We start from the raw sequence: 26,153 nt of genomic DNA, 5'->3' as shown, positions 1-26,153 counted from the left end.
GGCTTCGGCATCGCCGGCAGCCTGCTGGGCGCGCCGGACATCGGCCTCGTCACCGCGACGGAAATGGCCGACCGGGTGCGCGCCCTGGCCGAGGCCGCCGGCCCCGCGCCCCTGATCGCCGATGGCGACAATGGCCATGGCGGGCCGCGCAACACGGCGCGGCTGACCCGGCTTTACGAACAGGCGGGCGCCGCCTGCATCCAACTGGAAGACCAGGTCCTGCCCAAGCGCTGCGGCCATATGGCGGGCAAGGCGGTGGTGCCGGTCGAGGATGCGGTCGCCCGGCTGAAGGCGGCGGTCGAGGCGCGGCGGGATCCCGATTTCCGCATCATGGCCCGGACCGATGCGATCGCGACCCATGGCCTCGACGAGGCCTTGCGCCGGGCCGATGCCTATCTGACGGCCGGGGCCGATCTTCTGTTCGTCGAGGCGCCCCGCGACCTCGACGAGATGGCGGCGATCGCCCGGCGCTTTCCGGGCGTGCCCCTGGTCGCCAACATGGTCGAGGACGGCGCCACCCCCGGCCTCGACGTAGCGAGCCTCGGCGAGATCGGCTTTGCCCTCGTCATCCATCCGGTCTCGGCCCTGCTGGTGGCGGCGAAAGCCCTCGACGGGGCTTACCGCCGGCTTCTGGCCACGGGGGGCCTGCCGGCGGATTGGCCCCGCCTCGGATTCGCCGATTACAACAGCCGCATGGGTCTTTGACCCCTACCAGGCGTAGCTGAGGCCGAAGGCGAATTCGGTCGCTTCATTGGCGGCGGAGACGGTCTGGCCGGGCGACAGTCCGTTGCGGCCGTGGAGCGCGACGGGTGGCGACCAGGCGATCGCCGCGTCGAGCGTCATCGCCGCCGACAGGGCGACGCTGAGCCCGCCGGTGACGCCATGGCGGAAGGCGGCCGGCGCGAGGGCGTTCAACAGGCCTTCGCTGCCCGGATAGATCTGATCGGCGTAAGTATAGCCGGCGCGGAGGGCCAGCCCCTCCCCCAGCCGCTGCTGGGCGCCGAGGTGAAGCACCAATTGATTATCCCAGCCGAAGCCGGCGGCGCCATCGCTGCCGAGCGGGGGCTGCCCCGGCCCCAGCGGACTGACGAAGCGGTTCGAGAAGGCCGGCACTTCGGAATAGAAGACATATTTGGCGTCGGCCACCAGATTGAACCCTTCGCCGATCCGATAAGCGAGGCCGCCCGCGAGAACCGCCGGCAGGTCGAGATTGGCGCCTTCCGGCAGCAACCCGCGATATTTGCCATAGGGCCGCATGTCGGCCTCGGTCTGATAGGTCAGGCCGAGGGAAAGCCTCTCCCCCTGATGGTGAAGGCCGATCTTGGCGGCATAGCCGAGGGATTCGTCGATGCCCTGATCGGTGACATGGGCCGCGTCGCTCGACGCGCCGAAAGCCGCCAGGGCACCGAAGCCCCGCGCCTTGAACTGGCCATAGACCAGCGACGGCGACAGGCCGATGGAGGTCCCCGGCGTCAGCCGATAGGCGATGGTTGGCGAAAGGAACAGGGCGGAAGTATCCACCGTGGTCTTGCCGGCGCAGAGCGGCCCCATCCCCGGCAGGCCCGCCGGGCAGCCGGGCCGAACCTGCCCGGGATAGGACACGCCGAGGCCGAACAGGCCATAAGCGGAAAAGGCCGCCGACCAGCGGTCGTCGATCCGCCGCGTCAGGGACATGTAGGGCACGGTGAACAGCCGCTCCTCGCCGTCCCACCGCCCTTCCGCCAGGGGAAACGGCCCGGCCCCCACCCCCTCGACCCGCATCGAGGGTTCGGACAGGATCAGGGTGCCGCCGACCGAAAACTGGTCGGCGACATGGACCGTCGACGCCGGATTGTTGATCGGCGCCACCGCATCCTGGGGCAGGGCCAAGCCGGCGCCCCCCATGCCCTTTTCCTTCGCGCCCACGCTGGTCATCATCACGCCCGCCGCCGCGAAGGCGGGCTCGCCAGCCAGAATTCCACAGGTCCCGACCATCGCCAGGACACCGACACGCCACCCAAATACCATCGCCCTCGTGCTCCCTGCACAATTCGTATGAGCGCGGCCACCTGCTTGTTGTCGTGATTTTCAGGGCCTGGTCGCGCCCCCGATTGGGCGACCGGTTTTCCCCAATCCGGACGCCGACGACAGAATGCTTGCGCGGGACCTGTCGCGAAATGGCATAGTTCGGGGACGGCCTGTGCAAAAATGTTCAACGGGACAGCCGCGAGGGGGAGACATGTACTGGGGCGATCTCATGTTCGTCGTGGCGGTCCATCGCCACGGCAGCTTCAGCGGCGCGGCCAAGGCCCTCGGCGTGACCCATACGACCGTGGCCCGCCGGATCAAGGACCTCGAGCAGCGCTATGGCTCGCGCCTCGTCGATGCCGAGCGCGGCGGCGCGGCGCTGACCGCGGCGGGCGTCACCGTGCTGGAAACGGCGCTGCGCATCGAGGACCAGATGCTCGAACTCGAGCGCCAGGTTTCCGGTATCGATGATCGCCTGACCGGCGCGCTGCGCCTGACCACCTGCGATGCCGGCGCCTGGCTCTACGCCGAGAGTTTTCGCGGTTTCAGCGACAACTATCCGCAGATCGAGCTGGAGCTGATCGTCGACAACGAGATCCGCGATCTGGCGCGGCGCGAGGCGGATGTGGCGATCCGCGCCACCGGCGATCCGCCGCCGGACCTGATCGGACGCCGCATCGACCGGCTGGACCACGCGGTCTATGGCGCCCGGTCCCTGCTGGAGCGGCGGCGCCCGACCAATGATTTTCGCGACCTGCCCTGGATCACCTACGCCGCGCAATATCCGAGGCGCCAGATCGAGGGCTGGATGAACCAGCATGTTCCCGGCGCCAAGGTGGCGGCCCAGGTCGACACGACGCTGATCATGTTGCGCGCGGCCCAGGCCGGCATCGGCGTCGCCGTCCTGCCGACCGCGCTCGGCGACGACGATCCGGAGCTGGAGCGGCTGACCCTGCCCATCGAGGAGCTGAGCCAGGATATCTGGCTGCTGACCCCGAGGGAATTGATGAGCACGGCGCGGATCCGCGCCTTTTACAGCCATATGGCCGGAATCCCCCGGCGACACTGACGAAGCAGGGGGTGCGCCCCCGCTGGCGGGCGGGGCCGGCGGGGGCGCGGCCGATCTTCCTAGAGCAGGAAGTCGGCGCTGGTCAGGACCGGATTGCCGGCGATGCCGATCTGGAAATCGGCCATGCCGTCGCCATTGACGTCGCCTTCGACCACGGTATCCATGCCGTCGGCGGACTGACGCAGCTGACCCGCGACGCCGGTGAAGCCATCGGTGCCGATGAAGCTGAAGGCGTCATTCTCCATCGTACCCGAGTTGGCATCGATCGCGGTCAGCACGATCAGGTCGCCCGACCTGAAATCGGTGATCAGATCGCGGGTCGTCGCGGTGGTGCCGCTGTCGCTCGTCGCCGCGTAGATGAAGCGATCGTCGCCGATGCTGCCCGACAGACGGTCGGCCCCGCCGCCACCGATGAAGCTGTCGTCGCCGCGACCGCCGCGCAGGATGTCGTTGCCCGCGCCGCCGACCAGGAAGTCGGCCTCGATGCCGCCGGTGACCATGTCGTTGCCGGCCCCGGCGTTGAAGTAATAGGCCTTGCCGGCGATATCGGCCGACATGATGTCGCGCTGTTCCGTGCCGAGGGCGACGGCACCGAACATGTCACCCCGGGCCGCGCCCGAGACGAGATCGCGGACGTCGAAGGTCACGCCGGTACCGCCGACGAAGGTGATGCCTTCGTCGTCGACGCGGGAGACCGCGCCTGTCAGCATGTCGGCGCCGTTCTCGGCCTGCAGGCGAACGGCGAGACCGCCATCCTGATTGGCCATCGTGTTGCTGTCGTTCACATTGCCGTTACCGACCTGCGACGAGGTGAACGTCAGGCGGACCTGGCCGGGGGCGGCCGCGTTGACCGTGACCATGTCCATGTCGCCGCCGAGATCGATCCTGTCGGCACCATCGGTCGAGACATTGAAGATCGCCCGGTCGGCACCCGCGCCACCGAAGATCTGGTCCCGATCCGCGCCGCCGATGAAGCTGTCGGCACCATCGCCGCCGAACAGATAATCGTTGCCGCCCCCGCCGACCAGGAAGTCGTCACCCGCCCCGCCCATGGCCGTGTCGTTGCCGAGGCCGAGGTTGAAATAATGATCGCCGGCGACGACGGTACCCGCCGCGTCGCGGCCCGACGTGCCGAGGATGGCCGCCTCGAACATGTCACCCCGGGCGACACCGGACACGAGATCGCGCACATCGAAGGTCACGCCGGCCGTGGTCGCGACGAAGGTGATGCCCTCGTCGTCGAAGCGGCTGATCGCGCCGGTCAGGCCATCGGCGCCATCCTCGGCCTGCAGGCGGACGGCGAGGCCGCCGTCCTGATTGGCCAGCGTGTTGCTGTCGTTCGCGTTGCCGTTGCCGACCTGGGCGGACGTGAAGCTGAGGCGGATCTGGCCCGGAGCCGAGGCCGAGACATTCACCCGGTCGTCGCCATCGCCGAGGTCGACGCTGTCGGCGCCATCGGTCGAGACATTGAAGATCGCGGTATCGCCACCGGCGCCGCCCCTGATCATGTCCGCACCGCCGCCGCCGATGAAGCTGTCGGCGCCGAGACCGCCGTCCAGCATGTCGTTGCCGGCGCCGCCGACCAGGAAGTCGGCGAGATCGCCGCCGGTCACATCATCGTCGCCCTGGCCGGCGTTGAAGTAATAGGCCTTGCCGGCGAGGGCGGCGATCAGCGTGTCGCCGTCCGAGGTGCCGAGGGTGGCGGCGCCGAACTGATCGCCCCGCGCGACGCCCGAGACGAGATCGCGGATATCGAAGGTCACGCCGGCCGTGGTCGCGACGAAGGTGACGCCTTCATCGTCGAAGCGGCTGACAACGCCCGTCGGCAGGTCCATGCCGTTTTCGGCCTGCAGGCGAACGGCGAGGCCCCCGTCCTGATTGGCCATCGTGTTGCTGTCGTTCACATCGCCATTGCCGACCTGCGACGAGGTGAAGCCGAGACGGATCTGCCCGGGCCCCGAGGCCGCGACATTGACGAGATCGGCGCCGGTGCCGAGGTCGACCATGTCGCTGCCGTCGGTCGAGACGTTGAAGATCGCGATATCGTCGCCGACGCTGCCGAAGACGGCGTCATTGCCGGCGCCGCCGATGAAGCGGTCGTCGCCGCCGCGGCCGCGCAGCATGTCGTCGCCCGCGCCGCCGACGAGGAAATCATCGCCGTTGCCGCCGGTCGCCCAATCGTCGCCCCGACCGGCGTTGAAGTAATTCGCCCGGTCACCCTGGTCGATCAGGCGATCGTTGCGGAAGGTGCCGAGGCCGACCACCTCGAACAGATTGCCGCGCTGGACGCCGGAGACGATGTCGCGCACGTCGAAGGTCAGACCCGGCGTCTGCGAGACGAAGGTGATGCTCTCGTCGTCATAGCGGGACAGCTCGCCCGTGGGCATACCCATGGCGTCTTCGAGCTGGAAGCGAACGGCGAGACCGCCGTCCTGATTGGCGAGCGTGCCGGCGTCGAGGGCGTTGCCATTGCCGACTTCCGCGCTGGTGAAGGTGACGCGGATTTCGCCGGTGCCGGCGCTGGTCACATTGACGACATCGTTGCCGAGCCCGAGGTCGACGCTGTCGGCGCCATCCATGGACACATCCACCGTCGCCGCGTCGTCGCCGCGCAGGCCGGTGATCGTGTCGTTGCCGGCTCCTCCATTGAACTGGTCGGCGTCGTTGGTGCCGGTCAGCACGTCATCCCCTGCCGTGCCATTGAAAATCGCCATTTGCCCCTCCGGGTCTGGTATTGACGCCCCGCGGCATTCCGAGGGCGGGAGGACGTCCTCTGTCGCGTCCCCCATCGCTGTTACGGGGTTTGTCCGGGGCCGGATGCGGGCATGACGCGAAGGCGTGGCGCCAAATCCCAAATGGTCGGACGGGGAGAATCGGCGGCGGCGGAAAACGAAAAACCCCGGATGGCCAGGCCATCCGGGGTTTTCAGTTTGGTGCGGTCGAGAAGACTCGAACTTCCACGGGAGTTACCCCACAAGCACCTCAAGCTTGCGCGTCTACCATTCCGCCACGACCGCTCCGGGCAGGCGGGGGTAGTAGCAAACTCGGCCGGGGGAGGCAAGCACTCTTTGCTAGGTCAGTTCGAGGTGCAGGAGAAACTGGCGATCCGCTTGCCGTCGATTTCGCCGATCGTGTCGAGACGGGCCGCGCGGCTGTACTGCGCGCAGTGAATCTGCGCCTTTTCGGTCGCCTTCGCGAGTTCGTCGACATCATCGTCGATCGCGACCGTATAGCCGTTGGGGGTCGCAGTGAGCGGCGCGCGGGGTCCGGCGCAGGCGCCGAGGCCGGCGGCGAGGGTGGAGACGAGAATCAGGGGAAGGCTGCTTCGCATGCGCATGGCGATACTCCGTGTTGGGCCCCCACGACCTAACACGGTGCGCCGCGCACAAGTTCCGCTGGTTTCAGATACCCGACCCGTCGGCTTCGAGATGGATGCCGCATTCCTTCTTCTCGGTGCCGGCCCAGCGGCCGTCCCGATAGTCGCCGCCCGGCACCACGCGATCGGTGCAGGGCATGCAGCCGATCGAGAGATAGCCGTCCTCGACCAGCGGATGGGGCGGCAGGTCATGGGCGATGCGATAGGCGTCCAGCGCCTCGGCATCCCAGGAAATCAGCGGGTTGACCTTGACGAGGCCATTGGCGGACTCGAGATTGGGCAGCTCCGCGCGCTCCTGGGTCTGGAAGCGCTTGCGGCCGGTGATCCAGGCATCGAAACCCGAAAGCGCGCGGTTCAAGGGCTCGACCTTGCGCAGACGGCAGCAGGCATTGGGATCGTCGCGCCAGAGCACGCCATCGGGATCGCGCGCGGCGACCGCCACCGGATCGGGCTCGATGGTGCGGACATCGGTCAGGCCGAGCAGCCTGGTCAGGCGGTCGCGATAGCGCAGGGTCTCGCCGAACAGCTTGTCGGTATCGAGGAAAATCACCGGGATGCTGCGGTCGACCTTGGCGACAAGGTGAAGCAGCACGGCGGATTCGGCCCCGAAGGAGGAGACAAGGGCGATCCGGCCACGGAATTCGAGCTGGGTCATGACCTTGACCAGGCCTTCCCCGTCGAGCGGACCATAGAGATTGCGCAGCGCCGCCGCGTGATCACGCGCCCATTGCTTGCGATCGGCCGCCAGGGCATTCATGCCAGCCATTCCTTCTCGTCCAGATATGCATCCGACCGGCGGGAAACGTCCCCGGGGGTCAGGCCTTGCTCGCGCCATTGCCGCCGAACCGCGGCCAGTTCCTCGAGCCTCTGGCCCCATTCGGGACCGAAGGCGCGTTCCAGATGACGGCGCAGGCGGCGCGCCAGCGCCGGGCTCTTGCCGCCGGTCGACACCGCGATCGTCAGATCGCCCCGCCGGACCAGGGCGGGCAGATGCACGTCGCACAATTCGACGACATCCTCGACATTCACCAGCGCCCCCGCGGCCCGTGCCGCCGAAGCCACCGCTTCCGCCTCGGCGCGGACAAGACCGGCGACGATGACGAGGCGCGCACCGATCAGCGCCGCCGCGTCCGGCAAACCATCCCGCCAGCGATCGCCAGCCGCCGCGCGAAGCTCGGGACCGGCGCCGGGGGCGTAAACCGCGACATCCACGGCGCCCGACTGATCGACGAGGGCCAGCCGTTTCGACACGACCTCGCCCCGGCCGACGACGGCGACCGAAAGACGGCTCATATCGAGTGCCAAGGGCAGCATCGCCACCTCGAAACCAGGGATCTCGCTTCCCGGCCGGCACACAGGCGTGCCGGACAGATTGGGATGCGGACGATATGGGAATTAGGTTCTTTCACGCAATATCTAATTAATGCGAAACCTATCACATGAACCGAATGTATTAATATGTTGTCAGGGAATCACAGCCTAACCTGACACAAGGAGGCTCATGCCATGTCCGACCTCGCCACCTTGGCCGTCACCATGAATTCGCTGCAGACACGGAGCGAGGTTTCCCTCGTCGCGGTCAAGCAGAACGCGGATTTCCAGCGTCAGGTGGTGGCGGAACTGTTCGCGACCATGGAAGCGATGCCCCGCCCGCCGGAAGGCATGGGCCAGCAGGTCGATCAACTGGCCTGAGCCCCCAGCCCCGGCTTTCGCCGCGGCGGATGACGGGCAGACATGCGGCGGCGGCATGACTTCGCCGCCGGCCCTTTCAGGTCACGGTGGCGACAGGCGGGATTTCCGCGGCATGGCGCGACCTGTGGCGCGGGGCCGGCTTGGTCGGCGCCGCCTCGGCCACGGCATCGGGCGCCCTGCCCGCCAGCGCCGCTTCCGCCGCCACGCGCAATTCCTCGAGCGAGGCATTCAGGAACGCCACGAAATCGGCGATGTCGGGCATGATCCGCCGGCACGACGAGACACCGATCGAGATCGTGCCCTCGTAACTGAAGATCGCCAGCAGAAGGCCCATGCCGTCGAAGATCGGGCCATAGCCGATCTGGGCCACCAGCTTGTTGCCGAGACTGTAAAGCGGGATCTGCGGCCCTGGCACATTGGTGATGACGCAGTTGAAGATCGGACTGTGGCTTTCCGCGACCTTCATCCGGGTGTAGAGCCGCGTCGCCAGCGCCGCCGTCGCCGAGGGCACATATTTCGTGTAATCGGTCAGGGTGCGGGCGCCGATCGCGTTGGTCAGGCTCTTCGACTTCACCGTGTTCTCGTGCACCGCCGCGAGGCGGGCCAGCGGATCGGCGACATCGGTCGCGATCGAGACCAGCATCCCCGAGACCTGGTTGCCCAGCTTGCCCTTCTCGGTCTCGGCGCGCACCGAAATGGGCGCGAAGGCGATCAGCGACTTCTCGGGCAGGGCATGATGCTTGTCGAGCCAGCGGCGCAGGGCTCCGGCGCAGACGGTCAGGATGACGTCGTTCACCGTCGCCCCTTCCACCGCCTTGCGGATGCGCTTCACCGTGTCGAGCGGGAAGACCGCGCCATCCCATACCCGCTGGGCCGAGATCGGCACGTTCAGCGGCGTGCGCGGCGCCTGGAAGGGCGCGGGCGGCGGATCCTCGCGGTATTTCGGCAGGCGGGCGACGGTGCCGATGACGGTCGACGCCAGCTTGGCGCCGCCCTCGACCAGCTTGAAGGGCGCGACGGCGGAGGCGAGGGCGGTGCGCAGCAGCAGATTGCCGGCGGTCGGCACCCGCTCGGGCACCCAGCGGCGGCGCGGCGGCTCGATGTTGCGGCCCTCGGGCGTCAGGTCGGTCAGGGCGAAGAGGATATCATTGCCCGAGACGCCGTCGATGGCGGCATGGTGGATCTTGATCAGGGTCGCGAAACTGCCCGGCGGCAGCCAGTCGATGCCGTCCAGCCCCTCGATGACGTAGAATTCCCACAGGGGCCGGCTGCGATCGAGCGGATGGGACAGGATGCGCGAGGCCATGGTGACCAGCGAGCGCCAGTCGCCCGGCGACGGCACCGCGACATGGCGCAGGTGATAGTCGAGGTCGAAATCCGGATCCTCGATCCAATAGGCCCGGTCGAGCGACAGGGGCACCTCGACGAGACGCTGGCGGAAGGTGCGGGCGAGGTGCAGCCGCTCTTCTATGCCGCGGCGGATGGCTTCGAAGCTGAACGGCTGGGCCGCCGACGCCGGCGTGTAGAAACACAGACCGGCGATATGCATCGGCGAATTGGCGGTTTCAAGATGGAGGAAGCCCTGGTCCAGACCGCTCAACTGATGCATGGGCGCCATCTCCCGCGTTCGAGTGTTTTCCAACAGCGATACGCAACTGACAGGCGACCATAAAACAACGACGCCGCCGGGTCACCGGCGGCGTCGGGATCGAAACCAATGTGGGCTGTTATGGCACAGGCTTCAGCGTCGGCAGAACCGGTGGACGGCTGACGGTCTCGGCACCGCCCCCCTTGCTGTCCCGCGCCGGCTTCAGCGCGACGAGACGAACCGGCGTCCCCGATACCTCGACCACGCTGCGTTTCGCGGCCGGGGTGCGGGCGCCATCAGCCCTTTCGGTCGGGCGGCGCGTGGGCACCAGTTCGGCGAGCGGCGCGCCCGGATCGCCGGCCGACACCACCGGGCGTCCCATCACCACGGGCTTGCCTTCGCGGATCTGGACCGAACCGCCGGCCAGCTGGGCATCCAGCGTGCCGGAGGCCGCGCCACGCGCGGGCACCGAGACGGCGACCATGCCGGCATTCGCCGGACGCGGAACGGCGGAGCGGACGGGCGTGTTGTCGGCGCTGGCCATGACCTGCTCGACATCGCCATTGTCACGGCCCTTGCCGTCGCCGTTATAGATGAAACCGAAGAGCGGATAGACCGAGGTGCCGTAATCGTCGACCACCGGATACCAGACCCGGACCATCGACCAGTCGTTGCGCGGCGAAACGTCGATCACGGAAACGCCGCGATCGACCATGCCCTTGCGGCCGCTGCGGCGGGTGGCCCAATTGGCGTGGTCGACGACGACTTCGCGGGAATTGATCACATTGCGGACCACGGCGACATGGCCGCGGCGCATGCCGTTGGCCCGCTTGAACACCATGACCGCGCCGGTCCTGGGGCGGACACCGGTGCCGTAGCCTTCGCTGCGGGCCTGGCCCCACCAGGTCCAGGCATCACCCGAAATCTGCACACCGGAAATCTGACGGGCATAGGGGACGCATTCGATGGCCTTGGCGGGCGACATGACCGAAAGCGAAATCACGATTGCCAGAGACGCGATAACGCCGCGACCAAACCGTCCTGCACGCGTCACCATCTTGCCCCCTGCCGTTCAGTCCAATTGCCCTGCCCAGCCGGTGTAACAAACCGAAATAATCATGTCCACCGGCATTCGCCCGGGGTTCGGGAGGACCGGCGGGGGCAGAACGGGAGGCTTGCCACAATATCTGGCCCGAATCCCGCCATCCCCGTTGCCGGAGAACGCAACCCGTTGCTAAAGCTGAAGGCGCGGACCCTGTCATTCATCCCAATGTGGATAGGAAAAAATGTTGCTTCTCTTTGCCGACGAACCGGCGCCGGTCGAAGTCCTGAACGAGTCGGGCGCCGGCGACGCCGTGCTGCTGTGCGACCATGCCAGCCCCCTGCTGCCCCGCCGGCTGGGCGACCTCGGTCTGAGCGAGGCGCGGCGGCGGGAGCATATCGGCTGGGACATCGGCGCGGCCGCCGTCGCCCGCCAGCTCTCGGCCGCGATCGACGCGCCGCTGGTGCTGACCGGCTATTCCCGACTCGCCATCGACTGCAACCGGCCAACGGGGGTGCCGACCTCGATCCCCGAGGTCACGGGCGGCATCGCCGTGCCGGGCAATGCCGGCCTCGACGCCGGAGCGCGCAAGGCGCGGGAAGAGGCGCTGTTCCACCCCTACCATCAGGCGATCATCAGCCTTCTGGACCGGCGCCGGGCCGCCGGTCGGCGCAGCGTCGTGCTGGCGATCCATTCCTTCACCCCCGACCTCGGGGCGCCCCGGCCCTGGAACATCGGCATCACCTATGGCCGCGACCGGCGGCTGGCCGGGGCCTTCATCGAGACCCTCGAGCGGCGCTGGCCGGAGATCCGCGTCGGCGACAACCTGCCCTATGCGGTGACGGATTCCGGCGACTACGCGATGCCGGTCCATGGCGAGGGCCGGGGCCTGCTGCATGTCCTGATCGAGATGCGCCAGGACGGTGTCGCCGATGCCGCGGGCCAGGCCCTGTGGGCCGGCCGGCTGGCGGATTGCTGGCGCGAGATCGCGGCCCGGATCGAGACGGTCGAAGCCGGCGCCGTCAGTCGGTGACGGTGAAACTGCCGGTCATCGTGATGTGATCGGGCAGGATCCCGACGAAGATCTCGGGCATGACGCGGCAGCTGCCGTCCGGGCGGAACTGGTAGCTGGCCGTGATGGTGATGTTCGGCCCGGCGAAGCTGTCCGCCGTGAACTGCGGCGAGCAGCCGCTCATGTTCATGAAGCCGGACATCCGGTCGTCCTTGATGTCGTTGAAGATCTGCTGCCGGTCGGTCGCGTCCTCGCCCAGCGAAACCAGACGGGAAATTTCCGACAGGCGATGACGCAACTGGACGCGATCGGCCAGGATCTCGCCGAAGGAAAGCACGCCGAACAGCATCGCGAACATCAGGCTCGAGATCAGCGCGAATTCGATCAGCGTGGCGCCGCGCTCGCCGCCATTACCCTGCGGTGAAGCCGCCCCGTCGATCATACGCCTTGCACCCATCTTGGCTCTCCAACATTGCCCCGGGCCCGCCCCCTTCAACGGACAAGCCGGCCCCCCGTCGTGCAGGTCAGCCGCGCCCCCACGTCGACATTGGCCACGCCAATGGCCAGTGCGTTCAGCAGATGGTTCACGAGCGGATCCATGATACCCGAGACTGACGACAGGATTGGCTGCAAATTCGTCACCGTCGTGCCGATGACGGAATCCGCAGCCGAAATCAGCACGTTCAGGACGGAACCGTGACCGTCCGGTTTGTAGCTGTGGAAATGGGCACCGGCCAGCGTCGATTTCACCGAAGCGATGATACCCTGCTCGTTCTTGCGCGGATGTTCGCAATAGGGCGGCGGCGGCGCGTTGCCCTTGTAGCAGGTCCCGGCCGTGTCGGAGCCGACATCGGGCGGGTTCGCGAAGACATCGACCGGATAGACCGTGCCCAGAATGTCGGTGTCGAGATAGAGGCCGAGCCCGCCTCCCTTCATGGCCACCCGGCTGTCGCACGTATAGGTCTGGCTGCACAGGAGCGCGGTCAGGCAGGTCTTGGTCGTGGTGCAGAGCTTGGAGCCGATGTCGAGAAGGGACAGGGGCTCGACATGCGGCGCGGTCGTCGACGAGAAGATGGCGTCGACATCGCTGATCCGCCCGACCCGCAGGCTGGCCGCCTGCGACGAGATCTGCACATCGAGGCTCTTGGCGGCGTCCGTCGGTGGACAGCCATAGCCCGTGACATAGGCCGAGGCCCCGCCGACATCGACCACGATGTCGAGGCCCGGAGGACGGCCATCGCCCTCCGATCGGGTCAGCAGCTGGATGTCCAGCAGCTCGCGCTGTTCGGTCCTGGTCCCGATGAAGAGGAGATTGCTCAACAGGTTGAGCAGGGACTGCACCGAGCCCACGAAATTGAGACCGACAGCCGATGTCAGCACCGGCGCCAGGGGCGAGGCCATGGCCGCCATGTCGGTCAGGAGCTTGGACAGGGTCGCCAGCGCCGGGATGTCGATACGGATATAGAGCCGGATCTGCGCGGTGCGCACGAAGATGCCGCCGCGGCTCACATCCTTGCGGTCCGCATCCGACAGGGCCTCGACCACGGCCGGATTGCCCACGGCGGAAATCTGCGGCGGCTCGACAATGGTGAAACGGATGGAAATGGTGGCGTTGGCGCCGCCCATGTTCAGGAAGGGGAAGCCGGAGACCGTGGCGGGATCGATTTCCACCGCCCCGCTGACCGCGTGGTTCGAATGGGCCACCAGCAGGGCGGAATAGACGATCTCGAACAGGCTCATGTCGAAGTCGAGACCAACGGCGTTCATGCCGGTCTGCGCCGAGACAAGATCGGAAAGCCGAAACTGCAGGGCGCGGACATCGGCGGAAAAACCATTGCCGGAATTGAGGCCCGAAAGTTCAAGGCCCGTGGTGGTGTCGGAGCCGACCGTCGTGGCCGCCGCGGCCAGGAAATCACCGATGCGGATCGGGCTGTCCAGCACCGCGTCATAATCGCCGGCCGAGACCCCGATCGACAGGGCCAGGGCATCGAGAAAACCGAGCAGGTTGACCTCGGCATTGGCGATGCCGTTCGCGCCGAGGAAATTCAGACTGGCATTGCCGCCAAGGACACCCAGCACCTGATTGACCAGACCCTTGTGGGTCTTGAGCAGCGTGCTGCTGATGGTCAGCTGCGCGACCGGCGAACCGGCCTTGACCGCCGTCGCCCGACCGGCGACGTCAAGGCCGTCGATGTTGAAGATCTGGCTGAAGAAGCCCGGCGATCGGCTTCGCCCTTCAAGGCTCAGGGCGTTGGCGTCGATGCCGTTCGCCGTGAAGCGATCCGCCAGCGGCTTCAGCGCGCCATTCTGGTCGCGCGCCTCGAAATTACCGAGACACAACTGAACCTGGCCTGGCGTCGCCCCCCCTCCGCAACCCGAGGCCACGGTCAGATGCTCCCCCAGGCTTTGGTAATTGAAGTCGAGGACGGCCTGGGCCGCCGAGATCGCGGCCGCCTCGCTGCCGGCATCGTCCTTCAGTTCGGAAACCGCGGCGACAGCCGCGAGATCGAGCGCATCCTGCAGGCGCTGCTTTGAATAATACGCGAAACCGGCATCGATGATCAGCGCGACCATGCCGGCGATCGGCACCAGACAGGCGACCAGCAAAAGCGCGGCCATGCCTCCTTCGCCCGGCGATCTCAGGTTCCTCGCCAACGGCATTCCACTCCCCCACTCCGGATTCACGGCTTCCCGCCTGGGGGCCGAGATGTCACCGAATTGAAGGCTTTAAACTATGGAGAAGGTGTTAACGTCGGGGAATCCGCGGGTTTCCGGTCAGTCCGCGACCGTGAAACTGGCGCGGGTCCCGATGCCCTCGGGCAGCAGGCCTGTGAAGACTTCGGGCATGACCCGGCAACGGCCATCGGCCTGATACTGGTATCGGGCCGTGATGGTGATGGCGGGGCCGGCGAAACCGTCCGCCTCGAATTCCGGTGCGCAGCCGTTGATGTTCATGAAACCGGCCAGACGCTTGCCCCTGATCTGTTTGAAGATCAATTCCCGGTCGGTCGCCCCCTCGCCCAGTGAAACCAGGCGGGAAATCTCCGACACGCGGTGGCGCAACTGGACCTGATCGGCCAGGATTTCACCGTAGGAGAGGATACCGAACAGCATCGCGAACATCAGGCTCGAGATCAGCGCGAATTCGATCAGCGTCGCGCCGCGCTCGCCGCCTTCGCTCGCCCGCGAGCGCCGTCGCCGGCTTGGCTTCAACGGTTTCCGCGAGCCGTCGGCCCGGACGATCCTAATTGACAAGGCGCGCCCCCGCATTGCAGGTCAGATTGGCTCCGACGGAAATCTTCGCGATGTCGATCCCGAGGAAATCGAGCAGGAAATTCACGATCGGGTCGAGCAACGGCGACAGTAAGTTGGAAATCGCCGTCTGCAGCAGGCCGACCACCGTATTGACCGCCGATCCGACGAGGTTGAGCAGGCCACCGAGCCCGCCCGCCGGCGATGAGGGCCCATAGGACTGGATGGTCACATGGGCGAGGGTCGACGACAGGCTCGCGACGATGTCGGTGCTCGAGGTCGACTGCTCGTAAGGGGTATGGCCGATATCGGGGAGGTTGGGATCGGCGTAGGCCAGGCTGCGGTCCGAGCCGGCGACATCGGTATTGACGGCAAGGCCCATGCCGCCGCCTTCGAAGGCCCGCCGCGGCTCGCAGGTCGAGACCACGAGCAGGAAGACCCTGCAGGTCTTCACGCCGAAATCGACAAGGGGAATCGGGCTGACCGTGGGGACGCTGGTCGACGAGAAGACGGACGCGAGGTCGATCCGGCCGACGCGCAGATTGGCGGCCGAGGTCCGGGCGGAAACGCTGAGGCGCTTGGTATCGGCCGGCGTGTTGGGACAGTTGTAATCCGTCACCCAGGCCTGTCCCGCGCCAACGTCGAGACTGACGTCGATGCGGATCGGGTTGCCGGGCACCAGCTGGATATCGGTCACCTGATAAGGAATGCCGACGAGGGAGCCGACGAGGCCGGTCAGCGCCGAGACGAGATTGAGGTGGAGAACGTCGTTCAGCAGCGTCGTCACCGGCCCCGCCAGACTGAGCACCGCGTTGACGAGACCGACGACGGACGACAGCGCCGGGAGATTGACCGACACGACCGCCCGTACCTGCGCCGAACGCACGAAGATCCGGTCGGCGCCCAGCGGATTGGCCTTGGCCAGCGCGGGATTGCCGATCGCGGAAAGCTGCGGCGGCTCGATCACCGAGAGTTTCAGCGTGACCGAACCGACGCCGGGGACCGAAATCGGCACGCCGGCTTCAAGACCATGACGGCCATTGGCCGCCTCGATCGTGGCCTGGACCAGGGAAAAGACGTTGAGGCCGGTATCGAGGCCGGCCGCGCTCGTCCCGGTGGCGACATCCAGAATGGAGCCGAGCGCGAGGCTCCAGCCCGCCGGCACCACCGCCTGAAGGGCGACGAGGCCGGCGATGGCGTCCGCCTGCAGCGAGGTCGGCGACCCCTGCCCGAGGACATCGGCCATCGCCCCCAGCAGATCGCCGACCTGAATGGGCGCGTTCAGCACATCGTCGTAATTGCCGGCCCCGAGACCGAGATCGACCGCCAGCACATCGAGATAGTCGAGGAGGCTGACACTGGTGCCGACAAGCCCGTTCCAGCTCGCGACCGAGAGATTGACGCTGCCGCCCAGCAGGCCGCCGAACAGGGCGTTCAGCAGCGGCGACTTGGTGCTGTCGACGGTCACCAGCGTGCTTTTCAGGGTCAGCTGGGCCAGGGGCGAGCCCGCCTTGACCGCCGTCGCCACGCCGGCGACATCGAGTTCCGATATCTCGAACAGCGTCGCAAAGAAACTGGGCGACGGCGCCCGGCCGTAGAGCCGCACGGCGTCACAGCCGTTGCAGTTCGTCGCTTCGTTCTGGAAGCGGTCGACGAGGGCCGGCCGGTTGCCGTTATCGTCCTTGTCCGCATGATAATTGCCGAAGCAGATGTTCACGCTGCCGACCACCGTCGGCACCGAGCAGCCATAACCAAGGGGAAGAGATTCCCCATTGTCGAGATTGTCCGCGAGCGCGGCGGACGCTTTCTGATAAGCCGCCGCCGTCGCGCCCTGCCCCGACAATTCCCGGGCTGCGGAGATCGCCGCGAGATCGAGCGTATCCTGCAGCCGCTGGCGCTGGAAATAGGCAAAGCCAAGATCGACCACCATGGCGACCATGCCCAGCAGGACGACCAGCGACGCGGCCAGCAGGATGGCGGCGACACCGCTCTCCCCCGCGTGGCGCCGGCTCGTCGTGCTGCCTGGTATGATGGTCATGGTGCGGCGCGCCTTTCAGGCTCAGGGCACGGTGAATTCGTTCCTTGCCGACAGCGTATCCGGCGTCGGCAGGAAGAAGGTCGGCATGGTCCGGCAGCCATCGGCATTGAAATCATAGGTCCCGGTCACGACCACGGTGCCCGAGGTAAAGCTGGGCGACGGAAAGTCCACGCAAGCCTGGTCGAAGCCACTGTTGTCAATGATGCGCACGCGGGCGGCGTTGAAGCGGGTCTGCCGGTCCGCCGCATCCTTGCCGACCGCGACCTGGCGCGACAGCTCGCCAACCGCGTATTTCAGCTCGATGTAATTGGCCAGGATCTCGCCGTAAGCGAAGACGCCGAGCAGGATCAGCACCATGATGCCGCTGGCGATCGAGAATTCGATCATGGCGACGCCCCGCTCGCCCGCGGCCCGGGCGCGCCGGCACCAGCGATCAGGGAACAAGTTTCGCATTGCCACACTCCAGATTGACGACGGCCACATCCGCCGTCCCGACGCGAATGCCGAGGGTGTTCAGCAACAGGTCGACGATCCCGTCGAGAATCGGCCCCAGCACGCTGGTCAGCAGGAACTCCACGATGGTCAGTACCGGGCTGAGGATGGCGGAGACGAGGCCGCCGACCAGACCGCCGAGTTGCAGGCCGAGTTTCGATTGCAGATCCTGCCCCAGGGTCGAGATGATCTGTTTCGTGCCGACATGGATGCTGCTCGGGAAGTCGACAGTGTCGGGCTGATGCCCGGCCTCGGCGAAACTGGCATACAGATCCGGGAAGGCCGCTTCGTCGGTGGTTTCGCCGCTCGTGATGTCGGTATTGGCGAAACTCGGCGCGGCGACCGGCAGATTGACGCCCAGCGTGAGATCGAGCAGCGGAATACCGAAGAGATCGAGATTGAGAACGCTGAGCGGCGTCGCCACCGCCGCCTGATTGTTGGACAGGAAGGCGGTGCGGTCGACCTCGCCGACCACGGCGGTGAGAAGGCCGGTGTCGATATCCATCCGCACGTAGCGATCGGCCTGGGCCGGCGCCTCGCACCCCAGTTTGGTGACCCGCGCCTCGGCCGGGGCGACATCGACGCCGACCGAGAGATTGTCGCCGCCGGGTAGAAGTTCGAGATGGAGGCCGATGAGTTGCAACAGCGACAAGACCCCGTTCAGCGTCTCGACCACGCCGCCGAGCGGGCCACCGAGATCGATCCGCAGCAACAGCCGGATCTGGGCCGTGCGCAGCAGATTATCGCCGCTGGCGATATCGCCTTCGGTCACGATCCGCTGCTGCATCCCCTCGACCACCGAGACATCGAGGCTGGCGCCGAGAAACGTGCCGAGCGAGACGGCGATGACATGTTCGCCCGTCGCATTGGTGGTGTCATTGGGCGAGACGGCGAAAATGCCGGCGGTGACCAGGTCGAAGACATTGAGCGTGGTGGCGAGGCCGCTCTGCGCCGTGCCGAGGCCAACGCCGAGGAGATCGCCGAGCTTCACGGTGACATCGCTGAGCCCCACCAGCGGCAGTTTGGAAAGGCCCGGAAAGGCGTCGCCCAGGCCCAGCCCCAGACCGAGCGCCGATGGATCGCCGGCGGCGGCATTTTGCGCCAGTTCGGCGGCGAGGCCGATCACGCCGAGCGCGGAAACATCGGCCCCCAGAAGACCATCGTAATCGCCGACATTGAGCCCGGCCCGCACCGCGTAGGCGTCGAGAAAGCCGAGAAGATCGACATTGGCGCCAAGCAGCCCGTTGTAGTCGAGCGCGGTCAGGTTGACGCTGCTGCCGAGCAGCGCGCCAAGAATGGTGTTCAGCAAGCCGTTGTCGAGCCCGGCAAGACCGCTGCCGATGCGCACCGTGGCATAGCGGCCGGTGGTCACCGCCGTCGCCCGCGCCGCGACATCGAGAGAATCCGTCGCGATGATGCGCGAAAAGAAGCGGGGCGACGGATCGCTGCCGGTCAGGCGCACCGCCGTCGGCGACGCCGAGCCGCTGGCCGATTCCGCGACGAAGCGATCAAGGGGTGAATGGGTGCGGTCATAGCGGCCGAATTCGATCGCCTTGATCGCTTCGGCGTCGAAGCCATTTTCGGTCATGACGGTGATGGCGGCCGTGCGGGCTTCCGCCCGCTCGGTCGTGGTGCCGTCCAGCTGGCGCGCCGCCGCCATCGCCGCCAGATCCAGCGAATCCTGCAACCGCTGCTTCTCGTAGCGGGCGTAACCGAAATCGACGACGAAACCGGCCATCAGCAGCAGAATGGGCAAGGCCACCGCGAAAATGATGGCCGCCGCGCCGCGCTCGCCGCCTGCTGGCGCGCGTTTCCGCCCTGATGTCCTGGCTTCACTCATAGAACCGACCCCATTGGTGAACGCCGAGACCTTATCCCCGATACAGGCCACGTTCACACCGTTTCAGGTTCAATTTGATCCGACACTGGTTAATAAACTTAAACGAGAGAGTGAATCGGCCGGACTTATAACCCCATTCTGGGGCATTCGAATCCTCATGCCCCGCCACCCCCCAGACCGAAGGCCATCGCCCGCATGATGGCGGCATAGTGACAGATGGACGCCGCGAGCACGAAACCATGCCAGATCGCATTCTGGAACGGCAGACGGTTCCAGACGTGGAAAACCGTCCCGATCGAGAACAGCAGGCCGCCGACACCGATCAGGATCGAGGTCGAGATTTCGAGGGCGTCGAGCAACTGGCGGAGCGGAATGACCAGGATCCAGCCCAGCGCCAGATAGATGCCGATGAAAGTCCTCTCGAACCTACGGGGAAAGGCGACCTTCACATAGACGCCGATGGCGGCGATGCCCCAGATCGTCGTCGTGATGGCGATCGCCCAGGCGCCGTCGAGATAGCGGGTGGTGAAGGGCGTGTAGGTCCCCGCGATCATGACGAAAATGGCGGCATGATCGAGCCGGCGCAGGAATTCGCGCCGGGCCGATGGCCGGGTCAGATTATAGGCTGAAGAACAGAGCAGCATGGCGTTGAGGCCGACGACATAGGGCAGCGTCGCCGCCAGCGCCCCGCCGGTGCCGCGCAGACCGACAAGGACCAGCAGCACCAGACCACCTAGAACGGCAAAGCCGATGCCGGCGAAATGAATGATGCGGTCGGCCCGCAATTCCGCCGCTTCATAGGTTCGCGGCCCCCAGGTGAAGGGTGCCTGCGTCATGACGCGCCCCCTGGAACCGGCGCCAAGCTGTAACCCAACATTCCGTCCCCTCTGACCCCTCGCCAGTCTAGCATCCGGTCGGGAAGCCGCTAGTCCATTCGGTCGATCCGCCGGCTGTTCCGCCCGGATAGATTGCCCAGGACATCGGCGTGTGACGTGTAGCCGAGACGGCCCCCCTTCACACGGAGATCCCCCATGGAACGCCTCAAGGGCATCGACGCCACGTTTCTCTACATGGAAACGCCCAGCAACCACATGCATGTCGGCATGTTGTGGGTGCTGCGCAAGCCCGGGGGCATCGGCACCGGCTATTTCGGCGCCGTGCGCGACCTGATCGAAAGCCGCCTGCATCTGTCGAAGACCTACCGGCGGCGCCTGATCCCGGTGCCCCTCGACATCGATCATCCGATCTGGATCGAGGATCCGGATTTCGATCTCGATTTCCATCTGCGCCACATCGCCGTGCCGCCGCCGGGCGACCGCCACAAGCTGCTGGAGCAGGTGGCGCGGCTGCACTCCCGCGCCCTCGACCGCACCAGGCCCCTGTGGGAAATGTATGTCATCGAAGGCTTGCCCGACGATCAGGTGGCGGTCTACATCAAGATCCACCATTGCTGCATCGACGGTATCTCCGGCACCGAGATGATGGTCTCGCTGCTCGATTTCACGCCCGAGCCGCGCCATGTGCCGCCGCCGGACAAACCCTGGGTGCCGGAGCGGGCGCCAACCGACGCGGAAATCCTGCTGCGGGCGTCGGTCCATGGCATCGTCACGCCCCTGCGTTCCCTCCGCCGCCTGCCCCGGGTGATCGCCGCCGGGGTCGCCTTTGGCCGGCGGGCGCTGGCCCGGCGCGAACCCGTGCCCACCGCCCCGTTCCAGGCGCCGCGCACCCCCTTCAACCGCGCCCTCACGCCCCACCGCCGCTATGCCGTGGGCGAGGTCTCGCTCGACCGGGTCAAGGCGCTGCGCAAGGCGACCGGGGCGACGGTGAACGACATCGTCCTCGCCATGTGCGCGGGCGCGCTGCGGCGCTATCTGCAGACCGCGGGCGAATTGCCGGACAAGCCCCTGCTGGCGGTCTGCCCGGTTTCGGTGCGCGCGGAAGGGACGGATGCCGGGGCGTCCAACGCCGTCTCCGCCATGTTCGTGTCGCTGGCGACGGATATCGCCGATCCGCTGGAACGGCTGGAGGCGATCCGCGCCTCCACCGTCGATGCCAAGGAAGCGCACAAGGCCCTGCCGGCGAGCGCCCTGACCAACTGGGCCGCCTTCGCCGCCCCGCTCGTCGCCGCCCAGGCCGCGAGGCTCTATTCCCGCTACAAGGTCGCCGACCTGCACCGGCCGCCCTACAACGTCATCATCTCGAATGTCCCGGGGCCGCCCTTCGCGCTTTATCTCGCCGGGGCGGAATTGCTGCATTCCTACCCGATCTCGCTGGCGGTCGAGGGTATCGGCCTCAACATCACCATCATGTCCTACCGCAGCGAGGTCGCCATCGGCCTGACCGCCGACCGGGAGGTGGTGCCGGATATCGAACGCATGATGGAGCTGATGCCGGAAGCCCTGGCCGAACTCGAGGCCGCCCTGGCCCGAAAGGCGAAACCGGCGCGCAGCGCGTAAGACAAGAAAAAGGCGCCGCCCCCGGGAGGGAGCGGCGCCCGATCAGGGGCCCGGGGTGGCCTTACTTGTCGACGCGGATGGCGACGAAGCGCAGATCGCCCGCCCGGCTGAGGAGGAGCAGCACGGATTTCTTGCCGGCATCCTTCTCGGCCTTCACCTTGTCGGCGATCTGGGCCGGGCTGGTCACCTTGTCCTGCGCGATCTCGACGATGACGTCGCCCGGGCGGATGCCCTTCTCGGCGGCGAAACTGTCGCTCTTCACATCGGTGACGACGACGCCGTTCACATCCTCGGGCACCGAATGGCGGCCGCGCAGATCGTCGGTCAGGGCGGCGAGGCTCATGCCCAGCACGACCTGGGCCTTGGACGGCGCGGTGCCGCCCTTGCCGCCCGCATCCGCGACCTCGGTCGCCGCCTCGTCCAGCTGGCCGACCTTGACCCGGACCGTCTTTTCCTTGCCGTCATGCCAGATGACGACATCGACCGTGGTGCCGATCTTGGTTTCGGCGACGACACGGGGCAGGCTGCGCATGTCGGGCACCGGCTTGCCGTCGAAGGACAGGATGACGTCGCCGGCGGCGATGCCGCCTTCGGCCGCCGGACCCTTTTCGTCGACACCGGCGACCATGGCGCCCGAAGCCCTGGGCAGGCTGAGGCTTTCGGCGATCTCGTCGGTCACCGACTGGATGCGGACGCCGAGCCAGCCGCGCCGGGTCTGGCCGAATTCGCGCAGCTGGGCGACGACCTGACGCGCCAGCGCCGACGGCACCGAGAAGCCGATGCCGACCGAGCCGCCGGACGGGGAATAGATCGCCGTGTTGATGCCGATCACCTCGCCGTCCATGTTGAACAGCGGACCACCCGAATTGCCGCGGTTGATGGCGGCGTCGGTCTGGATGAAATCGTCATAGGGGCCGGCGTTGATGTCGCGGTTGCGGGCCGAGATGATGCCCGCCGAGACCGAGCCGCCGAGGCCGAAGGGATTGCCGATCGCCAGCACCCAGTCGCCGACGCGGGCCTTGTCGCTGTCGCCGAAATCGACGAAGGGCAGCGGCTTCGACGGCTTGACGATGAGAACGGCGACATCCGTCTTCGGGTCCTTGCCGCGCAACTCCGCCGGCAGCTTGGTGCCATCGGCGAGGGTGACGGTGATTTCCTCGGCGTCCTGGATGACGTGATTGTTGGTCACGATCACGCCCGAGGCATCGATGATGAAGCCCGAGCCGAGCGAGGTGACCTTGCGCGGCTCGCCATTGCCACGGCCCTGACGCTCGAGGAAATCCTTGAAGAATTCCTCGAAGGGCGAGCCGGGCGGGAACTGGGGCATCGGCACTTCGCCGTCTTCGCCTTCCGGCGCGCCGGTCACGGTCTGGGTGGTCGAGATATTGACCACCGCCGGGCTGAGCTTCTCGGCCAGATCGGCGAAGCTCTCGGGGGCGGCCCGCGCCTCGGCGACACGGCCGCCCAGCATCACGGCGAGCATGAGCAGGGCGGTGAAGATCACGAAGAGACGGCGATGCACGGCATCCCCGTCCGCCCGGGCCAGCACCAGGGTGCGGGGGGCGACGCGGGTGCGGCCACTGGATTGAGTCGGTTCCATCACCTGACGGCTCCTGAATATGCGCCCTGCAGGATTGGCTGTCGCGGCCGATCCTGCAATTGATTCGAGAAGGACGGGTCATGGCCCGCCGCCTCTGGTCGCGATGTAGGCGGGGAATGTGGAGGCATTAAGGCCGCGATCGGACGGCCGCGAGGCGGGAAACGCCTGGCGGCCGTCCGGTTCGGGTCAGCGCGCGGCCGGCGCGGGCGCCATGGCCCCCGCGACATTGTCGAGGAAGCGGAAGAAGTCGCTGTTGGGCGACAGCACCATCGTCGTCGTCTTGTCGCTGAGCGCTTCGCGGTAAGCCTGCATCGAGCGGTAGAAGGCGAAGAACTTCGGGTCCGAGCCGAAGGCATCGGCGAAGATCCGGCTGGCCTCGGCATCGCCTTCGCCGCGCTTCATTTCACTGTCGCGCCGGGCATTGGCGATGATCACGGTCGCTTCACGGTCGGCCTCGGCGCGGCGCTTCTGCGCGGCTTCCTGGCCGGTCGCCCGGATCAGCTTGGCTTCCTGGTCACGCTCGGTGCGCATCCGCTGGAAGATCGCCTGGCTGTTCGCCTCGGGCAGGTCGGCGCGGCGGATCCGGACATCGACGATCTCGAGCCCGTTTTCCTTGGCCTTGTCGTTGACGAGCTGGCTGATGTTGCGCATCAGCTCGGCCCGGCGGCCACCGGCATGGCCTTCAGCCCGGGGATCGAGCAGCAGCGCGGTCAGGGGTTCGCGGCCGACGACGTCGCGTAAGGTCGAGGAAATGAAGGTCGCCAGCTGACGCCGGGCGATATCCTCGGTCCGCAGGCGCTGGTAGTAGCGCAGGGGATCGACGATGCGCCAGCGCGCGAAGGCATCGATCACCACCCGCTTCTGGTCGGCTGCGATCAGTTCCTCGGCCGGGGCATCGACGTTCAGCACCCGCTTGTCGACATAGACGACGTTCTGGACCATCGGGATCTTGAAATAGAGCCCGGGTTCGCTGATCTGCCGCTTGGGTTCGCCGAACTGCAGGACGATCGCCTGCTGGGTCATGTCGACGGTGAAGAAGGACGAGCTGACCGCGATGAACAGCGCGAAAAGGACGACAAGGCCGGCGATGATACGGTTGTTCATGGCGTGCCTCCCGCCTGGCCGGCGCCCGGTTTGACGAGTTCCGGCAGCGGCAGATAGGGCAGCACGCCCTGGGTATTGCCGCCTGCGTCGAGCACCATCTTGTTCATGTTGCGCAGGATGCCTTCCATCGTCTCGATGTAGATGCGCTGGATGGTGACGTCCTTGGCCAGGTCATAGGCCTTGAGCACCGACAGGAAGCGCGAGGCCTGGCCCTGCGCGTCGGCCACCACCTGCTGGCGATAGCCTTCGGATTCCTGGAGGATCTTCTCGGCCATGCCGCGCGCCTGGGGCACCTTGTCGTTGTAATAGGCTTCCGCCTCGTTGCGATATTGTTCCTGGTTGGCCCGGGCCGCCTGAACGTCGCGGTACGCCTCGATCACGGCCGAAGGCGGATCGACCCGGTGCAGCTGGAGCTGGGTCACCTGGACACCGGCGCCATAGGTCGTCAGAACCTGCTGGATCAGCTCGCGCGCTTCGCGGGCGATCTTCTCGCGGCCTTCGGTCTGGGCATCCTGCAGGCGCGAACGGCCGATCACCTCGCGCATCGCCGAGATCGAGACGGCGCGGACAGTCTCGGCCGGGTCCTGGATGTTGAACAGGAACTTGCCGGCGTCGTCGATGACCCAGAAGACCGAAAAGGCGACATCGGCGATATTCTCGTCGCCGGTCAGGATCAGGCTTTCGTCCGTCGAATCGCGGCGCAGCGGCCGCGCCCCGTCGAGCGAGGTGGTCAGGCCGACATCGACCCGGTTCTGGCTGGTGACGGAGGGGGTCTGCGCGCTCTCGATCGGGGCGGGCAGATGGTAATGCAGGCCGGGTTCCGTGGTTTCCACCCATTTGCCGAAGCGGGTGACGATGCCCAGTTCGTCAGGCTCGACCCGGTAGAACCCGGTCGCCGCCCAACCGCACAGCAGGACGAGGCCGGCGAGCACCAGCCCGCGCTTGCCCCAGCTGCCGCCGGGCACCATTTCCTTGAAACGGTCCTGGCCTCGCCGCAGCAGATCTTCCAGATTGGGCGGCTGGCCGCCCGAACCCCGTGGACCCTGTCCCCAGGGACCGCGGTTGCCGCCGTTACCGCCGCCGCCGCCACCCCAGGGGCCGCCATTGTTCTGCCATGGCATACTGTCGCTATCTCCCAACCAAGACCCGCATCCCCGTCCGACAGTTGGGTGTCGGACCGCGATGCGCTATACCCCAGACATACGCAAGGCCGGGGCGGTCTATTCCCTGATTCAGCCGCACCCATCCGTCGCCCCTCGCAATGTGGGCGAAATGCCGGGTAATTCAAGGACTGAAGCAATGACATCGATATCCCGCGAAGACGTTCTGGCCGCCCTCGCCCGCATTCCCGACCCGGAAAAACGCGGCAGCGTGATCGATGCGGGACGTGTTCAGGGCCTGATGCTGCGCGATGGCCATGTCGCCTTCGGCCTCGAGATCGACCCGCGCAAGGCCGCCGACTTCGAGCCCCTGCGCGCCGCCTGCGAGAAGGCGGTGATGGCGCTGCGCGGCGTGATCAGCGTCAACGCCGTGCTGACCGCCCATCGCGATGGCCCCGCCCCCGCCCCCGCCGCGCCGGCCAGCC

The 26,153-nt window shown here is 66.9% G+C and carries 23 protein-coding genes and 1 tRNA gene; 6 read left to right on the top strand and 18 right to left on the bottom strand.

All coding sequences use genetic code 11. From position 1 onward, the window contains the following. A partial coding sequence (locus tag WAZ62_RS09795; protein WP_422643337.1) for an isocitrate lyase/PEP mutase family protein occupies positions 1-705 on the top strand: 705 nt, incomplete at its 5' end. 3 nt (positions 706-708) lie between these two features. Here WAZ62_RS09795 and WAZ62_RS09790 read toward each other — a convergent pair. Next, the gene (locus WAZ62_RS09790) at positions 709-1,974 is read right to left on the bottom strand and encodes an OmpP1/FadL family transporter (RefSeq protein ID WP_422643336.1); all 1,266 of its coding nucleotides are present in this window, start codon (positions 1,972-1,974) and stop codon (positions 709-711) included. A 244-nt stretch (positions 1,975-2,218) separates the two neighbouring features. Between WAZ62_RS09790 and WAZ62_RS09785 the strand changes: the two genes are divergently transcribed. Further along, entirely contained in the window at positions 2,219-3,076 is an 858-nt protein-coding gene (locus tag WAZ62_RS09785) for a LysR family transcriptional regulator (protein ID WP_422643335.1), read from the top strand. Between the two features lie 59 nt (positions 3,077-3,135). Here the strand turns inward: WAZ62_RS09785 and WAZ62_RS09780 are convergent, their stop codons facing one another. The 5 genes from WAZ62_RS09780 to WAZ62_RS09760 all read right to left on the bottom strand — a co-directional run bounded on the left by WAZ62_RS09780 (position 3,136) and on the right by WAZ62_RS09760 (position 7,766). Next, the gene (locus tag WAZ62_RS09780) at positions 3,136-5,790 is read right to left on the bottom strand and encodes a hypothetical protein (RefSeq protein ID WP_422643334.1); all 2,655 of its coding nucleotides are present in this window, start codon (positions 5,788-5,790) and stop codon (positions 3,136-3,138) included. Between the two features lie 217 nt (positions 5,791-6,007). Next, positions 6,008-6,093 (bottom strand) — tRNA-Leu (locus tag WAZ62_RS09775). 59 nt (positions 6,094-6,152) lie between these two features. Continuing rightward, complete coding sequence (locus WAZ62_RS09770; RefSeq protein ID WP_422643333.1) at positions 6,153-6,413, bottom strand: hypothetical protein; 261 nt, start codon at positions 6,411-6,413, stop codon at positions 6,153-6,155. Positions 6,414-6,477: 64 nt separating this feature from the next. Then, positions 6,478-7,218 carry a phosphoadenylyl-sulfate reductase gene (locus WAZ62_RS09765; RefSeq protein ID WP_422643332.1) on the bottom strand — a complete coding sequence of 247 codons (741 nt, stop codon included), beginning with the start codon at positions 7,216-7,218 and terminating at the stop codon, positions 6,478-6,480. Next, positions 7,206-7,766: a precorrin-2 dehydrogenase/sirohydrochlorin ferrochelatase family protein gene (locus WAZ62_RS09760; RefSeq protein WP_422643331.1), complete on the bottom strand. Its 561-nt coding sequence runs from the start codon at positions 7,764-7,766 to the stop codon at positions 7,206-7,208. Before WAZ62_RS09760 ends, WAZ62_RS09765 begins: the two co-directional genes overlap by 13 nt. Before the next feature lie 192 nt (positions 7,767-7,958). Between WAZ62_RS09760 and WAZ62_RS09755 the strand changes: the two genes are divergently transcribed. Further along, complete coding sequence (locus WAZ62_RS09755) at positions 7,959-8,144, top strand: putative motility protein (RefSeq protein WP_422643330.1); 186 nt, start codon at positions 7,959-7,961, stop codon at positions 8,142-8,144. 76 nt (positions 8,145-8,220) lie between these two features. On the opposite strand, the gene WAZ62_RS09750 is transcribed toward WAZ62_RS09755, so the two are convergent. After that, positions 8,221-9,753, bottom strand: coding sequence for a WS/DGAT/MGAT family O-acyltransferase (locus tag WAZ62_RS09750; protein WP_422643329.1), 1,533 nt, complete (start codon positions 9,751-9,753; stop codon positions 8,221-8,223). A gap of 118 nt (positions 9,754-9,871) precedes the next feature. Beyond that, on the bottom strand, positions 9,872-10,735 hold the full coding sequence (locus WAZ62_RS09745) for a CHAP domain-containing protein (protein WP_422643328.1): 864 nt from the start codon (positions 10,733-10,735) through the stop codon (positions 9,872-9,874). A gap of 283 nt (positions 10,736-11,018) precedes the next feature. Between WAZ62_RS09745 and WAZ62_RS09740 the strand changes: the two genes are divergently transcribed. Further along, positions 11,019-11,807: an N-formylglutamate amidohydrolase gene (locus WAZ62_RS09740; protein WP_422643327.1), complete on the top strand. Its 789-nt coding sequence runs from the start codon at positions 11,019-11,021 to the stop codon at positions 11,805-11,807. Here WAZ62_RS09740 and WAZ62_RS09735 read toward each other — a convergent pair. The 7 genes from WAZ62_RS09735 to trhA form a co-directional block, all read right to left on the bottom strand. Beyond that, positions 11,797-12,243: a TadE/TadG family type IV pilus assembly protein gene (locus tag WAZ62_RS09735; RefSeq protein WP_422643326.1), complete on the bottom strand. Its 447-nt coding sequence runs from the start codon at positions 12,241-12,243 to the stop codon at positions 11,797-11,799. The genes WAZ62_RS09740 and WAZ62_RS09735 overlap by 11 nt on opposite strands. Positions 12,244-12,278: 35 nt before the next feature. Then, complete coding sequence (locus WAZ62_RS09730) at positions 12,279-14,405, bottom strand: pilus assembly protein TadG-related protein (RefSeq protein ID WP_422643325.1); 2,127 nt, start codon at positions 14,403-14,405, stop codon at positions 12,279-12,281. A 156-nt stretch (positions 14,406-14,561) separates the two neighbouring features. Next, positions 14,562-15,041 carry a TadE/TadG family type IV pilus assembly protein gene (locus WAZ62_RS09725; RefSeq protein ID WP_422643324.1) on the bottom strand — a complete coding sequence of 160 codons (480 nt, stop codon included), beginning with the start codon at positions 15,039-15,041 and terminating at the stop codon, positions 14,562-14,564. After that, positions 15,031-17,076, bottom strand: coding sequence for a pilus assembly protein TadG-related protein (locus tag WAZ62_RS09720; RefSeq protein WP_422643323.1), 2,046 nt, complete (start codon positions 17,074-17,076; stop codon positions 15,031-15,033). Before WAZ62_RS09720 ends, WAZ62_RS09725 begins: the two co-directional genes overlap by 11 nt. Positions 17,077-17,097: 21 nt before the next feature. Next, positions 17,098-17,529, bottom strand: coding sequence for a TadE/TadG family type IV pilus assembly protein (locus WAZ62_RS09715; RefSeq protein WP_422643322.1), 432 nt, complete (start codon positions 17,527-17,529; stop codon positions 17,098-17,100). Further along, a complete protein-coding gene (locus tag WAZ62_RS09710; RefSeq protein WP_422643321.1) occupies positions 17,510-19,408 on the bottom strand; it encodes a pilus assembly protein TadG-related protein in 1,899 nt (632 codons plus the stop codon). Before WAZ62_RS09710 ends, WAZ62_RS09715 begins: the two co-directional genes overlap by 20 nt. Before the next feature lie 155 nt (positions 19,409-19,563). Then, complete coding sequence (gene trhA / locus WAZ62_RS09705; RefSeq protein ID WP_422643320.1) at positions 19,564-20,244, bottom strand: PAQR family membrane homeostasis protein TrhA; 681 nt, start codon at positions 20,242-20,244, stop codon at positions 19,564-19,566. Positions 20,245-20,439: 195 nt separating this feature from the next. Here trhA and WAZ62_RS09700 point away from each other — a divergent pair, with 195 nt between their 5' ends. Next, positions 20,440-21,864, top strand: a complete 1,425-nt coding sequence (locus WAZ62_RS09700) for a WS/DGAT/MGAT family O-acyltransferase (protein WP_422643319.1) — start codon at positions 20,440-20,442, stop codon at positions 21,862-21,864. Positions 21,865-21,925: 61 nt separating this feature from the next. On the opposite strand, the gene WAZ62_RS09695 is transcribed toward WAZ62_RS09700, so the two are convergent. From WAZ62_RS09695 to hflK, 3 genes are all read right to left on the bottom strand, one after another. Next, entirely contained in the window at positions 21,926-23,464 is a 1,539-nt protein-coding gene (locus WAZ62_RS09695; RefSeq protein WP_422643318.1) for a DegQ family serine endoprotease, read from the bottom strand. Between the two features lie 186 nt (positions 23,465-23,650). Continuing rightward, positions 23,651-24,568: a protease modulator HflC gene (gene hflC / locus WAZ62_RS09690; RefSeq protein WP_422643317.1), complete on the bottom strand. Its 918-nt coding sequence runs from the start codon at positions 24,566-24,568 to the stop codon at positions 23,651-23,653. Further along, positions 24,565-25,689, bottom strand: a complete 1,125-nt coding sequence (gene hflK, locus WAZ62_RS09685) for an FtsH protease activity modulator HflK (RefSeq protein ID WP_422643316.1) — start codon at positions 25,687-25,689, stop codon at positions 24,565-24,567. Before hflK ends, hflC begins: the two co-directional genes overlap by 4 nt. A 178-nt stretch (positions 25,690-25,867) precedes the next feature. On the opposite strand from hflK, the gene WAZ62_RS09680 reads away from it, so the two are divergent. Continuing rightward, positions 25,868-26,153, top strand: a 286-nt coding sequence (locus WAZ62_RS09680) for an iron-sulfur cluster assembly protein (protein WP_422643315.1), incomplete at its 3' end; no start/stop codon positions are given.

The organism is Zavarzinia sp., from assembly GCF_049306435.1.
Lineage (GTDB): Bacteria > Pseudomonadota > Alphaproteobacteria > Zavarziniales > Zavarziniaceae > Zavarzinia.
This window is presented reverse-complemented; position numbering and strand designations above follow the sequence as displayed.